Origin of the sequence: Stappia sp. 28M-7 (assembly GCF_014252955.1) — a bacterium.
GTDB lineage: Bacteria > Pseudomonadota > Alphaproteobacteria > Rhizobiales > Stappiaceae > Stappia.
Genome location: NZ_JACMIA010000001.1, coordinates 1,811,458 through 1,824,431, shown reverse-complemented (window position 1 = coordinate 1,824,431; position 12,974 = coordinate 1,811,458). Strand labels below are relative to the sequence as shown.

General features: G+C 67.8%; 12 protein-coding genes. 7 read left to right on the top strand and 5 right to left on the bottom strand.

Annotation, left to right across the window (positions count from 1 at the left end):
- Positions 1-2 precede the first annotated feature (2 nt).
- Complete coding sequence (locus H7H34_RS08115) at positions 3-1,346, top strand: MFS transporter (RefSeq protein ID WP_185924862.1); 1,344 nt, start codon at positions 3-5, stop codon at positions 1,344-1,346.
- A gap of 22 nt (positions 1,347-1,368) precedes the next feature.
- Here H7H34_RS08115 and H7H34_RS08110 read toward each other — a convergent pair whose 3' ends face one another.
- Together H7H34_RS08110 and H7H34_RS08105 are read right to left on the bottom strand one after the other, a co-directional pair.
- The gene (locus H7H34_RS08110; RefSeq protein WP_185924861.1) at positions 1,369-2,196 is read right to left on the bottom strand and encodes an SDR family NAD(P)-dependent oxidoreductase; all 828 of its coding nucleotides are present in this window, start codon (positions 2,194-2,196) and stop codon (positions 1,369-1,371) included.
- Positions 2,197-2,340: 144 nt separating this feature from the next.
- On the bottom strand, positions 2,341-2,985 hold the full coding sequence (locus H7H34_RS08105) for a ChrR family anti-sigma-E factor (protein ID WP_120270818.1): 645 nt from the start codon (positions 2,983-2,985) through the stop codon (positions 2,341-2,343).
- Positions 2,986-3,348: 363 nt separating this feature from the next.
- Between H7H34_RS08105 and H7H34_RS08100 the strand changes: the two genes are divergently transcribed.
- From H7H34_RS08100 to H7H34_RS08075, 6 genes are all read left to right on the top strand, one after another.
- Complete coding sequence (locus H7H34_RS08100; protein WP_185924860.1) at positions 3,349-4,389, top strand: cysteine synthase A; 1,041 nt, start codon at positions 3,349-3,351, stop codon at positions 4,387-4,389.
- A 136-nt stretch (positions 4,390-4,525) separates the two neighbouring features.
- Complete coding sequence (gene cls / locus H7H34_RS08095; protein WP_185924859.1) at positions 4,526-5,977, top strand: cardiolipin synthase; 1,452 nt, start codon at positions 4,526-4,528, stop codon at positions 5,975-5,977.
- A 99-nt stretch (positions 5,978-6,076) separates the two neighbouring features.
- Positions 6,077-6,790, top strand: coding sequence for an alanyl-tRNA editing protein (locus tag H7H34_RS08090; RefSeq protein ID WP_185924858.1), 714 nt, complete (start codon positions 6,077-6,079; stop codon positions 6,788-6,790).
- A 38-nt stretch (positions 6,791-6,828) separates the two neighbouring features.
- The gene (gene sseA, locus H7H34_RS08085) at positions 6,829-7,671 is read left to right on the top strand and encodes a 3-mercaptopyruvate sulfurtransferase (protein ID WP_185924857.1); all 843 of its coding nucleotides are present in this window, start codon (positions 6,829-6,831) and stop codon (positions 7,669-7,671) included.
- A gap of 154 nt (positions 7,672-7,825) precedes the next feature.
- Positions 7,826-9,496, top strand: coding sequence for a formate--tetrahydrofolate ligase (locus H7H34_RS08080; protein WP_185924856.1), 1,671 nt, complete (start codon positions 7,826-7,828; stop codon positions 9,494-9,496).
- Positions 9,497-9,554: 58 nt separating this feature from the next.
- Positions 9,555-9,848, top strand: coding sequence for a GIY-YIG nuclease family protein (locus H7H34_RS08075; RefSeq protein ID WP_185924855.1), 294 nt, complete (start codon positions 9,555-9,557; stop codon positions 9,846-9,848).
- Positions 9,849-10,057: 209 nt separating this feature from the next.
- Here the strand turns inward: H7H34_RS08075 and H7H34_RS08070 are convergent, their stop codons facing one another.
- Genes H7H34_RS08070 through sigJ form a run of 3 tightly spaced genes read right to left on the bottom strand, consistent with a single transcriptional unit; the run spans position 10,058 to position 12,973 of the window.
- On the bottom strand, positions 10,058-10,588 hold the full coding sequence (locus H7H34_RS08070) for a GNAT family N-acetyltransferase (protein ID WP_185924854.1): 531 nt from the start codon (positions 10,586-10,588) through the stop codon (positions 10,058-10,060).
- A 46-nt stretch (positions 10,589-10,634) separates the two neighbouring features.
- Positions 10,635-12,086: an MFS transporter gene (locus H7H34_RS08065; protein WP_185924853.1), complete on the bottom strand. Its 1,452-nt coding sequence runs from the start codon at positions 12,084-12,086 to the stop codon at positions 10,635-10,637.
- The gene (sigJ, locus tag H7H34_RS08060; RefSeq protein ID WP_185924852.1) at positions 12,083-12,973 is read right to left on the bottom strand and encodes an RNA polymerase sigma factor SigJ; all 891 of its coding nucleotides are present in this window, start codon (positions 12,971-12,973) and stop codon (positions 12,083-12,085) included. The genes H7H34_RS08065 and sigJ overlap by 4 nt, the downstream gene beginning before the upstream one ends.
- Position 12,974 lies beyond the last annotated feature (1 nt).

Genomic DNA, 12,974 nt, shown 5'->3' with positions numbered 1-12,974 from the left:
ACATGGCGCCAGCGCCGGGCCCGTCATGGGGGCAACTTGCGGCCTATGCGGGACCGGCGCTGCCGCTGGCAGCGCTCACCCTGCCGCTCTACGTCATCCTGCCCAGCTACTATGCCGGTGCCATCGGCCTGCCCTTGGCGCAGGTCGGTTTCATCCTGCTGATCGTGCGGCTCGCGGATGCGATCTCCGATCCTCTCGTGGGGCTTGCCGCTGACCGCTTCCACCCGCCGCTCGGCCGGCGGCGCGGCTGGCTGGCGCTCGCCGCCCTTCCCGCCGCGCTCGCGGCCTTCATGATCCTGACGCCGCCGGCCGACGCCGGCTGGGCCTATCTGCTGGGCTGGGGCCTTGCGCTCTCGCTCGGCTATACGGCGGCGATCATCCCCTACACCGCCTGGGGGGCGGAGCTTGCCGACGACTATCACGGCCGCAGCCGCGTCGCCGGCGCGCGCGAGGGGATGGTGCTGGTCGGAACGCTGGTCGCGATCTCGGTGCCGGCGCTGGTGGAGGCGAGCGGGGCCGGCAGCCAGGGCGATGCGCTTGCCGTGCTGGCCTGGCTCGTCGCGCTGTCGCTTCCCCTGGCGGTCGTTGTGGCGATCCGCGCCCTGCCGGAGCCGGCGGAGGCGGCCCGAGCCCTGCCCGGCCTGCGTCAGGGCCTTGCCCATCTGGCCGCCAACCGGCCCTTCGTGCGCCTGCTCATTGCCTTCGTCGTCAACGGCTTTGCCAACGGGTTGCCGGCCACCCTCTTCCTGTTCTTCGTGGCGCGGGTGCTGGAAGCCCCGCAGATGCAGGGGCCGTTCCTGTTTCTCTATTTTTTCTGCGGCATTGCCGGGGTGCCGCTGTGGATCGCCGTCTCGAGGCGGCTCGGCAAGCATCGCAGCTGGTCTTTCGCCATGCTGGGGGCCTGCGCGATCTTCGCCCTGGTGCCGCTGCTCGGCCCGGGCGACCTTCTCGGTTTCGCGGCGATCTGCGTCCTCACCGGCCTTGCCCTCGGCGCCGATCTCGCCCTCCCTTCCGCGATCCAGGCGGACGTGATCGACGTCGACCGCCTTGCGACCGGCAGCCGCCGGTCCGGGCTCTATTTCGCGCTGTGGGGGCTTGCTACGAAACTGTCGCTGGCGCTTGCCGTGGGCCTTGCCTTTCCGCTGCTGGACCTTGCCGGCTTTGTCGCGGAAGGCACCGGAGACAGCGGCCTCGGCATGCTGGTGGCGCTCTATGCACTCGTGCCCGTCGCCCTCAAGCTCGTTGCCATCGCCTTGATGTGGAACTTCCCGCTCGATGCGGGCGCGCATGCGGATCTTGCCCGCTCCCTCGCCGCGCGGGAGGCCGCGCCAAACCCGCCGGGATGACCGGCCGGCGTGACCGCCGGCCCTACGCCTTGTCTGTCGGCTCTGCCGCCGGATCTCCCTTGCGCGACCAGCCGGTGCTTCGGGCGATCAGGGGGAAATACAGCCGGTAGGGCAGCATGCGCAGCAGCTTCAGCTGCCGGGTAAAGCGCTTGGGGAACGAGATCTCGAAGTCGGCCGGGTCCTCCAGCCCCTTGATCAACTCGGCGACGGCCGCCTCCACGCTCATCAAGTGCGGCATGGGAAAGGGATTGTCCTTCGTCGCCGGCGTATCGACAAAGCCCGGCGAGATCACCTGCAGGCATATGCCGAGCCGGTCGAGGTCGAACTTCATCGACTCCGCCAGATTGATCAGGCCCGCCTTGGTCGCCCCATAGGCCGCCGAGGTCGGCAGGCCGCTATAGCCCGCCACCGAGGCGACGATGGCGATCTGGCCGCGTCGGCGCGGCTTCATCGCGTTCACCAGCGGCACCAGGGCGTTGGCCGTGCCCTTGAGATTGACGTCGAAGGAGGTGTGGAAGGCGGAAAGGTCCGGATCGGTCCCGTCGACCGGCAGGTAGACACCGGCGTTCAGCACCGCGAGCGCGATGCCGCCATGGCGCTCTTCCAGCTCCGCAACGATCTCGGCCATGCGGGCCGCATCCGTCACGTCGCCCGGCATCGGCAGGATGGCACCCGGCAGCGCGCGTGCGGCAAGGTCCTGCAGCGCATCGGCCGAGCGCGCCGTCACCGCCACGGTCCAACCGTGCCGCTGCAGCTCGAGTGCCAGTTCCGCCCCGATGCCGGAGCTTGCGCCGGTCACCCAGGCCACGCCGTCCTGCGGAGCAACGGCCCCGATCGCTCTCGCGCTCATCGTCTGCCTCCATCCTGTTGTTCAGGGTTTACGGCAGGCGGACGCCGACGGATCGCCTCGAACGTTCGGAAAGACAAAGGAGATTTTTCCGGCCGGATCCTGTCTGGGTCCGGCCGGGACGGGGTCGCCCGGATTTGCGGCGGCTCAGCCGCGCATGAACGGTGCGAACAGCCGGCCGATCGGGCCGGTCAGGCGCAGGCTGCCTTCCGTGACGGCGAAGCAGATGCAGTCCTCGTCGTCGTCGGCCACCGGGCGGTGATCGATATCATCGTCCGCATAGGCGACATCGCCGCGGATGTAGTGTCCGTGGAGATCGGAGAACCCGCCTTCCAGCACCAGGGTAAGCTCGGTGCCGTGATGGGTGTGCGAGGGCATCGCCATGCCGGCGCGGATCCACAGCAGGCTGGCGCTGCAGCCGTCCATCTCCGCGACCTTGTACTCCTTCAGCCCCGGAATCTTGGTCCTCCAGGGGATCTCCGCCACATCCTTGCCGATGAAGTCGAAGAGCGGCTGCGGCAGCCTCGTTCTGGTGACCATCTGCGGCACCGAGATCGGCTCCTCGGCAGGGGATGCGAAAATCGCCGCCAGCATGGCGTCGCGGTTGTCGATCCCTACCGGCGCGATATCTTCCAGCATCGCTCCGCCTGCAGCCTCAAGATCGCGGACGAAACCGCGATTGACCGGCGACAGGTCGAGATGGCTCCGCACAAGCAGTCTTGCAGGTTCGGCCAGCGTGCCGGCCACATATCCGGCCAGCAGCGCGTCGAACTGTTCGCGTGATGCGTCCATTCCAATCCAATCCCTGTCGCGGCACCCCCAAGGCCGCGTCTCATCGCTCATACTCCACGAACGGCTCCGCGCCAATACATCCCGAATGACGGTGCGGTCGTGTCCGGAGATCCTTTGCCAGTGATACGACGCCAGTCCCGCAGCGGATCATCGCAAGCATACGATTCCAAGCTTACGTGGACTGTGATGATTTATCGACCAACTTTGTAGAACAGGGCCGAAAGGATTATCAACGAAGGCCAGACAAATGGCACGGGTTCGCTTGAAGGCCCGGCCCCCTCCGGCCTACCCTGCCGGCCCACTTGATACGCGGCCCGCTCCTTCTGCAGGGAGTGCCGCCACCTGGAACGGACGGAACGAGCGATGGACATCAAGACCTCCGTGATCGACGCAATCGGCAACACGCCGCTGATCCGCCTGAACCGGGCTTCCGAGCTGACCGGCTGCGAGATCTACGGCAAGGCCGAGTTCATGAATCCCGGCCAGTCGGTCAAGGACCGTGCCGCCCTCTATATCGTCCGAGATGCGGAGGCGCGCGGCGCCCTGCGGCCCGGCGGCGTCATCGTCGAGGGCACGGCCGGCAACACCGGCATCGGCCTGGCGCTGGTCGGCAATGCGCTCGGCTACCGCTCGGTGATCGTCATCCCCGAGACCCAGAGCCAGGAAAAGAAGGACATGCTGCGGCTCGCCGGTGCGGAGCTGGTCGAGGTGCCGGCGGTGCCCTACCGCAATCCGAACAACTACGTGAAGCTGTCCGGTCGCCTTGCCGAGCAGCTGGCCAAGACGGAAGCCAGCGGCGCGATCTGGGCCAACCAGTTCGACAATGTCGCCAACCGGCAGGCCCATATCGAGACGACCGGGCCGGAGATCTGGCGCCAGACGGACGGCAAGGTCGACGGCTTCGTCTGCGCCGTCGGCTCGGGCGGCACGCTGGCCGGCGTCGGCATGGCGCTGAAGCAGTTCAATCCGAAGATCCGCATCGGCCTTGCCGATCCGATGGGCGCGGCGCTCTACAACTACTACGCCCATGGCGAGCTGAAGGCGGAAGGCTCCTCGATCACCGAGGGCATCGGCCAGGGCCGCATCACCGCCAATCTGGAGGATGCGCCGGTCGACATGCCGTTCCAGATCCCGGATGCGGAGGCGGTGCAGGTCGTCTTCGACCTGCTGGAGCACGAGGGCCTGTGCCTTGGCGGCTCTTCCGGCATCAATGTCGCCGGCGCCATCCGCATGGCGCGCGAGATGGGCCCGGGGCACACCATCGTCACCATCCTGTGCGACTACGGCAACCGCTACCAGTCGAAGCTGTTCAACCCGGACTTCCTGCGCTCCAAGGACCTGCCGGTCCCGGGCTGGCTGGAAAAGCCGAGCAGCATCGCCGCCCCGTTCGAGCAGGTCGCCTGAGAAGGTGACCTGAGCGGGACGCTGCGGAAGGCGGCGCAAGGGGGCGGGAAGCGGATCATAAGGGGTAGGCCTGCCTTGTATTCGGGCAGGTTCCTGCCTACCGTCTTCCCCCGACCCTTTTCACCTCCGAGTTGAGATGATCCGCGACTTCGATCTCGCCGAGGCGCTCGTCGCCAACCTTCCGATCATCGCCGCGCTCACCTTCGCGCTCTACACGCTTGCCGCCGTGTGCGCGGTGCGTGAGGTGCTGCATTCGCGCACCTCGCAGGGCTCGATCGCCTGGCTCCTGTCGCTGCTGTTCCTGCCCTTCCCCACCGCCTTCCTCTACCTCGTCTTCGGCTGGAAGCGCTTCGAGGATTACGGCGAGGTCCGCACCTATGCCGGCCGCACCACCCGCGCCGCGCGCGCCGGCGAGCTGCGCCTTGCCGATGCCACCACCAGCACCAGCTGGCCGGTGCTCACCCGCATCGCCCAGGTGCCGTTCCTGGCCGGCAACTCGGTGGAGCTGCTGGTCGACGGGCCGGACACTTTCGAGTCCATCTTCGCCGGCATTGCCAAGGCCCGCCACGAGGTGCTGGTCCAGTTCTTCATCATCCGCGACGACGGCCTCGGCCAGCGCCTTGCCGAGGTGCTGACCGAACGTGCCAGGGCGGGCGTGCGGGTCCATGTCCTTTACGACGACGTCGGCTCCAAGAGCCTGCCGCGCAGCTATCGCCGCCGGCTGCGCGAGGCCGGCGTTCAGATCGCCGGCTTCAACCAGCGCCACAAGTGGCTGCGCTTCACCGGGCCGATGCGGCTCAACTACCGCAACCACCGCAAGATCGTCGTGGTCGACGGCGAGGCCGCCTGGGTCGGCGGGCACAATGTGGGCGATGAATATGTCGGCCTATCGAGGGAATTCGGCCACTGGCGCGACACACATGTGAAGGTGGTGGGCCCGGCAGCCATCGCCTGTGCCCTCTCCTTCTGCGAAGACTGGCACTGGGCCACCGGCACGCCGATCCGTCCCTATCTGCCGGTGCCGATCCCCCAGCCGGGCGACGAGCCGGTTCTGGTGATGCCGACGGGTCCTGCCGACCGCTTCGACGACTGCGCCATCGCCTTTTCCGAGGCCATCGCCAGGGCGCGCGAGCGGCTGTGGATCGTCAGTCCCTATTTCGTGCCGGAAGAGGCGATGCAGACCGCACTGATGGCCGCGTCCATGCGCGGCGTCGACGTGCGCATCCTCTTGCCGGAAAAGGCCGACCACCGGCTGGTCTGGCTGGCGAGCTATGCCCATGCCGACGACATGGTCGACTACGGCATCAAGGTCTATCGCTACTCCTCCGGCTTCCTGCACCAGAAGGTGATCCTGGTCGACGACGCGCTCGCCGGCATCGGCACGGTGAACTTCGATTCCCGCTCCTTCCACATCAATTTCGAGGTGACGCTGTGGTTCACCCACGAGCGTTCCGTGAACAAGGTGGAGCGGATGCTGGAGCGCGATTTCGCCAATTCCCGCCCGACGACGCCGGAGGATCTGGAGGTGCGCTCCTTCGCCTTTCGCCTCATTGCCCAGGCTGCGCGGCTGTTCTCGCCGATCCTTTGACCGCGCCGGGCCTTGCCGCCGCGGATGGTTGATTGCCGGTGCCGATCGGATAGGCTGGCGCTCCTGCCTGAATCACGGCTGACCGACCGGGGACTTCTCATGACGGAACTGCTTTTTCGAGACGATGCCTATCTGCGCAGCTGCGATGCGCGGGTAACCGCCATCACCGATCGCGGCGGCATCGTACTCGACCGGACCGTCTTCTATGCGACCGGCGGCGGGCAGCCCGGTGACAGCGGCCGCATCGAGCTGGCCGACGGCCGCCAGATCGCCATTGCCACCACCGTCTATGGCGAGGACCGCAGCCAGATCGTCCATGTTCCGGCCGAGGGCGAGACGCTCCCTGCCGTCGGCGACGAGATCGTGCTGCATCTCGACTGGGACCGCCGCTACCGCCTGATGCGCGTGCACACCGCGCTGCACCTGCTCTCCGTCGTCCTGCCCTTTCCTGTCACCGGCGGCCAGATCGGCGAGGGCGAAGGCCGTCTCGACTTCGACCTGCCCGAGGGCAGCCCGGACAAGGACGAGGTCGCGGCGAAGGTCAACGAGATCGCCGCCGCCGACCATGCGGTCACCACCGACTGGATCACCGACGAGGAGCTGCTGGCCAAGCCCGAGATGGTCAAGACCATGAGCGTCAAGCCGCCGATGGGCAGCGGGCGCGTGCGGCTGGTCCGCATCGGCGATGTCGACCTGCAGCCCTGCGGCGGCACCCATGTCAGCCGTACCTCGGAGATCGGCCCGCTCGCCGTCACCAAGATCGAGAAGAAGGGCCGTCAGAACCGGCGCGTGCGCATCCAGCTCGTCGACTGACGCTCTCCCGTTCCATCGCTCAAGCGAGGCTTTCAAGAATGGCGCTTTCCCCGCTCGTCTCGACCCAGTGGCTGGCCGACAAGATGGCCTCGCCGGATGTCGTCGTCGTCAATGCCTGGCTACCGCCGGTGGGCCAGCCGGACGTGCCGCCGGAATATCCGCAAGGCCATATTCCCGGCGCGGTGTTCTTCGACGTCAACGCGGTCGCCGACAAGACCAGCGACCTGCCGCACATGCTGCCGCCTGCGCATGTCTTCTCCTCGATGATGCGGCAAATGGGCATCGGCGACGGCCAGACCATCGTCGTCTATGACGGCATCGGGCTCTATTCGGCCGCCCGCGTATGGTGGATGTTCCGCGCCATGGGCGTCAGCCAGGTCTTCGTGCTCGACGGCGGCCTGCCCAAGTGGAAGGCGGAAGGCCGCCCGATCGAGGATGGCGCGCCCGCCCCGCGCGGCGAGCGCCACTTCACCGCCCGGCTCAACAACGGTCTCGTCGCCGATCTCGACAAGGTGGCCAAGGCGCTGCAGGGCGGCCAGCAGGTCCTCGACGCGCGCTCGCGCGGCCGTTTCGCCGGCCGCGATCCGGAGCCGCGCGCAGGGCTTCGCAGCGGCCACATGCCCGGCGCGCTGAACCTGCCCTTCACCGAGTTGATGGAAGACGGCCGCCTGAAGCCGGCCGAGGATCTTGCCGCCGCCTTCGACGCGGCCGGCATCGACCGCTCGCGCCCCGTCATCACCAGCTGCGGCTCCGGCGTCACCGCCGCGATCCTGTCGCTGGCGCTCGCCATCACCGGCCACGACCGCTCCGCCGTCTATGACGGATCCTGGACGGAATGGGGCGGACGCGAGGACATGCCGCTCGCCACCGGCGACGACTGATCGCAGCTTTTCACCCGCAGGACGACGATTGCGCGATGCCGCCATGTCGGTTCGCAAACAGTCGGCCCTGCCCTCAGCCTTTAGGATTGGCTTTCCAAATCGAACGATAGACGGCGGCAGATGAAACGACCGCCCGGGGAGAGGACAGTTTGCCATGGCCAGTGACATCGAGATTGCCCGCGCAGCCAGTCTGAAGCCGATCACCGAGATCGGCGCCAGGCTCGACATTCCGGCGGAAGCGCTGGAAAGCTACGGATCGACCAAGGCAAAGGTCCGCTCCGACTTCATCAAGGGTCTATCCGGCCGGCCGGACGGCAAGCTGGTACTGGTCACCGCCATCAACCCGACGCCTGCCGGCGAGGGCAAGACCACGACCACGGTGGGCCTCGGCGACGGACTCAACCGCATCGGCAAGCGCGCGGCGATCTGCCTGCGCGAACCCTCGCTCGGCCCCTGCTTCGGCATGAAGGGGGGAGCTGCCGGCGGCGGCCACGCCCAGGTGGTGCCGATGGAGGACATCAACCTCCATTTCACCGGCGACTTCCACGCCATCACCTCCGCCCACAACCTGCTCTCGGCGCTGATCGACAACCACATCTACTGGGGCAACGCGCTGCAGATCGACACTCGGCGCGTCACCTGGCGGCGGGTGATGGACATGAACGACCGGGCGCTGCGCCAGATCGTCTCCTCGCTCGGCGGCGTCGCCAACGGCTTCCCGCGCGAGGCCGGCTTCGACATCACCGTCGCCTCCGAGATCATGGCGATCCTCTGCCTTGCCAGCGACCTTGCCGACCTGCAGAAGCGCCTCGGCGACATCATCGTCGGCTATCGCCGCGACCGCAGCGCCGTCACCGCGCGCGACCTGGAGGCGGACGGCGCCATGACCGTCCTGCTCAAGGAGGCGATGCAGCCGAACCTCGTGCAGACGCTGGAGAACAATCCGGCCTTCGTGCATGGCGGCCCCTTCGCCAACATCGCCCATGGCTGCAACTCGGTGATTGCTACCAGAACCGCGCTGAAACTCGCCGACTACGTGGTCACCGAGGCCGGCTTCGGCGCCGATCTCGGCGCGGAAAAGTTCTTCGACATCAAGTGCCGCAAGGCGGGCCTCAAGCCCGACGCGGCGGTCATCGTCGCGACCGTCCGGGCGCTGAAGATGAACGGCGGCGTCGGCCGCGAGGCGCTGGGTGAGGAGAATGTCGAGGCGCTTGTGCGCGGCTGCGTCAATCTCGGCCGCCACATCGAGAACGTGAAGAGCTTCGGCCTGCCGGTGGTCGTCGCCATCAACCACTTCGTCAGCGACACGGATGCGGAGGTTGCCGCGCTCCAGGCCTATGCCGCCGAGCAGGGCGTCGAGGCGGTGCTGTGCCGCCACTGGGCGGACGGTTCCAAGGGAACCGAGGCGCTCGCCCGCAAGGTGGTCGAGATGGTCGAGGGCGGGTCGTCCAACTTCGCGCCGATCTATCCCGATGACATGCCGCTCCTGGCGAAGATCGAGACCATCGCCCGCAAGATCTACCGCGCCGACGGCGTTGCCGCCGACAAGTCGGTCATCGACCAGCTGGAGCGCTGGGAGGCGGACGGCTTCGGCCATCTGCCGGTCTGCATGGCCAAGACGCAGTATTCCTTCTCCGCCGACCCGACCTTGCGCGGTGCGCCGACCGGCCACATCGTGCCGGTGCGCGAGGTACGCCTTTCGGCTGGTGCCGGCTTCGTCGTGGCGATCTGCGGCGAGATCATGACCATGCCCGGCCTGCCGAAGGTGCCCTCCGCCAACCACATCCGCCTGGATGCGGACGGCCAGATCGAGGGCCTGTTCTAGCCGTCGCCCTGGCGAGGCGGCCGAGGGGTGATCGGGCAACGCCAACGGGGTGGGGCGAATGCGCGATCACAACTACTATGTCTACATCCTGGCCAGCGGCGTCGGCGGAACCCTCTACACGGGGGTTACCAACGACGTTGCACGCCGGGTTTCGGAGCATCGCGACAAGATCGCGCGCTCCTTCACCTCCCGCCACGACGTCACCCACCTTGTCTATTTCGAACATCACACCGATGTCGAAGCCGCCATTCGGCGCGAAAAGCAGATCAAGCGCTGGAAACGAGCCTGGAAGATCAGGCTCATCGAAGAACATAACCCCGACTGGCGCGACCTCTTTCACGGCCTTCCGTAGCCGACCATAAAGACAGGCAGGCAGCACCCCGCCCTCCGCCTGTCGTCCCGGTTTCGGCGCAGCCGAAGACCGGGACCCAGTAACCCCGGACGTTTCCGCTCAAGCCGTAAACACCGCGAAGAAGCCCCCGGCCCTTTCGCGTCACCAACACCGCCAGCGGATACTGGATGCCTGCCTTTGCAGGCATGACAGCGGAGAAGGTGGCTGCCTCAACGGCGGGACGGCAGGCGCACGCGCCAGATGCGGTCATCGTCGATCCGCTCGCCGAGCTGGAACGTGCAGCGCCCGACTTCCCTGAACCCGTAGCGGGTGTAGAAGCGCTTCGCCCGCTCGTTGTGATCGAAGACGGTCAGGTAGACCTCTCCCGTCCCCTCTGCGGCGGCGGTCTCCAGCGCCCATGTCATCAGCCGGTCGGCGACGCCCCTGCCCTGCCAGTCGCGCAGGACGTAGAGCTGCTGCAGCTCCAGCGCGCCGGGCTCGGCGTCGAGCGCCGGCGCGCGAAGCGGCCTCAGCTTGGCATAGCCGATCGGCTGCCCCGCGCTCACCGCCACCAGCCAGCGTATGCCAGGTGCCTCGAAGTCCTGCGACATGGCCCCGCCGGGCCGATAGACCTCGTCGCAATACACCTCGAAGGCAGCCGTGTCGTAGCGCTCCGCGAACGTGTCGGTGAAGATCTGCCGTGCGACCGGCAGCAGGCGCTCGAGCAATCCAGGATACGGCTCGACGAATGCGACAGACATTGCAATTCCCTTCAGGTCTGCGGTCGGAAAGGCCCCCTGCGGTCCCTCACCGGGATCGCAGGGTCGCCTGCCGGAACGATGCGCTGCGCATCGCGAGGATGCAGAGCAGCGGGGCGAGCGCCACGGTCACGAACAGCCAGCGTGCCGCATTGGCCACATCCATACCACCGGATGGCGCGCCCGCGCCGGCCAGATTGACCGCAAGCCCGGCGATGGCCGCACCGAAGGCGGTGGCGCAGAGCTGCACCGTCATGATCGACGAGGCCGCGTTGTCCGCCTCCTCGGGCGGGGCCACCTGCAGGACCATCGCCGACAGATGCGGATAGGCGAGCCCGACGCCCGCCCCGCCGGCGATCAGCGCGGCACAGATCAGGGCGAGCCGCAGCCAGTCGCCCGCCGGACCAGACACCGGGCCGGCTACCGGCAGAACGAGCGCCAGGGCGATCATCGCGGCGAGCGACAGGACCGGCCCGGCCCGCACCGCAAGCGTGCGGCGCGCGCCCTGAAACCCGGAGGCGAGGATCGCGGCGGCCGTCCAGCCCGCCGACATCACGGCCGCGATATAGCCGGCCTCCAGCGGCGAGCGGCCATGCAGCTCCTGCAGGAACAGCGGCAGGAAGATCTCCGTACAGGTGACGGTCATGGCCAGTAGCGCCGAGGTCGCATAGAGGCTCCCGAGCGCGCCGGGCAGCCTGAATGTCTCGGCCGGCAGCAGCTTTCTCGCCGATCTGCGCTCCACCACAACGAACAGCACCACGAGCATCAGGGCGGCCAGCATTCCCGTAACGGTCGACACGATAGTCTCGCCGATCCCACCCCACGAGGCGGCGAAGACGGCAATCGTCAGCAGCGCGAGCTGGACGAGAGGCAACGGCTCGGCGCCCTTTCCGTCCGCCGCACGCCTCGGCAGGACCAGAAACGCGGCACAAGCGATCAGGGCTGCGAAGGGGACCAGGATGAGAAAGGCCCCGCGCCACAGGTCGAGTTCGGCGAAGATGCCGCCCACCGCCGGCCCGAGCAGGGTGGCGATGCCCCACATGCTGGACAGCAGCGCCAGCGCGCGCGGCCAGAGCGGCTCGGGATAGACCCGCCGGACCATCGCATAGGCCAGCGCCAGCAGGATGCCGCCGCCCAGGCCCTGCACGAAGCGGCCGGCGAGCATCACCGGCATCGATCCGGCCGCGGCGCAGGCCAGCGTCCCGGCAATGAACACCGCCGCCGCCACGACATAGCCGCCGCGCGGGCCGGTCTGTGCCAATACCGGAGAGGACAGCGCCGCACCGAGGATCGAGGCGATCACGAACAGCGTCGTGTTCCAGGCATAGAAGTCCAGCCCCCCGATCTCGCGCACCACGGTCGGCAGGATCGTCGTCGAAATGTAGAGATTGACGGCATGCAGGGCGACGCCGCCGCTCAGGGCGAGCGAGCGGACAAGATTGCCGCCGGACAGCAAGTCCGCCCAGCCGGGCGAGGCTGTGACGACACGCGCATCGGTCATTGGATGGTCCTTTCGGCATCGCCGAGGCGCGCCAGCTTGTCCGGATTGCGCATGATGTAGATGCCGGTCAGGCGCCCCTCGGCATCGCAGGCAAGGCTCACCGACGCGACGATCTCGGGCCCGTCGAGGACCAGCGCCCCGCGCGCGCCGTTGATGTCGATGTGCCGCCACTCGTAGCGGGACCAGTATTCGCCGAGCGTTCCGCCGACGAAGTCCAGCACGTCGGCCTTGCCGATGAGCGGCTGCAGCAGGGCCTGTACCTTGCCGCCCCCGTCCGTCTTCAGCTCGATGTCTTCGCGCATCAGACTGGCGAGCTGCGCCGTGCTTCCGGTCATGATGGCTGCCTGGAAGGCGGCAAGCAGCGCGTCCTGGCGGGCTTTCGGCACGGCGGCGCCGGGCTCTTCCCGGCCGATGCGGCTGCGCGCGCGGGACACCAGCTTGCGGCAGGCCGCCTCGCTCACGTTCAGCGCGACCGCCACGTCCTCGTAGGACTGGTCGAAGATCTCGCGCAGGAGATAGGCGGCGCGTTCCTTCGGGGCGAGCCGTTCCAGCACCAGCATGAAGGCGAGCGAGAGCGTGGACGACAGGTCTGCCGCCTCTTCCGGGCCATCTTCGGTCATCGTCTGGATCGGCTCCGGCAGCCACGCACCCACATAGTCCACCCGCGCGCGGCGGGCGGACCTCAGCATGTCGATGCAACGACGCGTACAGGCGGCGGTGAGCCAGCCGGCGGGGTTGGAGATGGTGGCGCGCTCGCTTGTCTGCCATTTCAGGTAGGTGTCCTGAACCGCATCCTCGGCTTCGGCACGCGAGCCGAGGATGCGGTAGGCCAGACCTGTCAGGAACGGTCGCCGTTCTTCGAACAAGGCTGTGTCGGAGGGCTGCATG

Excerpts from the sequence above, each read along its gene's own strand:
- H7H34_RS08075 (WP_185924855.1), top strand. The coding sequence starts at position 9,555 with ATGCGCGATCACAACTACTATGTCTACATCCTGGCCAGCGGCGTCGGC.
- H7H34_RS08090 (WP_185924858.1), top strand. The coding sequence starts at position 6,077 with ATGACGGAACTGCTTTTTCGAGACGATGCCTATCTGCGCAGCTGCGAT.
- H7H34_RS08070 (WP_185924854.1), bottom strand. The coding sequence starts at position 10,588 with ATGTCTGTCGCATTCGTCGAGCCGTATCCTGGATTGCTCGAGCGCCTG.
- cls (WP_185924859.1), top strand. The coding sequence starts at position 4,526 with ATGATCCGCGACTTCGATCTCGCCGAGGCGCTCGTCGCCAACCTTCCG.
- H7H34_RS08080 (WP_185924856.1), top strand. The coding sequence starts at position 7,826 with ATGGCCAGTGACATCGAGATTGCCCGCGCAGCCAGTCTGAAGCCGATC.
- H7H34_RS08115 (WP_185924862.1), top strand. The coding sequence starts at position 3 with ATGGCGCCAGCGCCGGGCCCGTCATGGGGGCAACTTGCGGCCTATGCG.
- H7H34_RS08065 (WP_185924853.1), bottom strand. The coding sequence starts at position 12,086 with ATGACCGATGCGCGTGTCGTCACAGCCTCGCCCGGCTGGGCGGACTTG.
- sigJ (WP_185924852.1), bottom strand. The coding sequence starts at position 12,973 with ATGCAGCCCTCCGACACAGCCTTGTTCGAAGAACGGCGACCGTTCCTG.
- H7H34_RS08110 (WP_185924861.1), bottom strand. The coding sequence starts at position 2,196 with ATGAGCGCGAGAGCGATCGGGGCCGTTGCTCCGCAGGACGGCGTGGCC.
- sseA (WP_185924857.1), top strand. The coding sequence starts at position 6,829 with ATGGCGCTTTCCCCGCTCGTCTCGACCCAGTGGCTGGCCGACAAGATG.
- H7H34_RS08100 (WP_185924860.1), top strand. The coding sequence starts at position 3,349 with ATGGACATCAAGACCTCCGTGATCGACGCAATCGGCAACACGCCGCTG.
- H7H34_RS08105 (WP_120270818.1), bottom strand. The coding sequence starts at position 2,985 with ATGGACGCATCACGCGAACAGTTCGACGCGCTGCTGGCCGGATATGTG.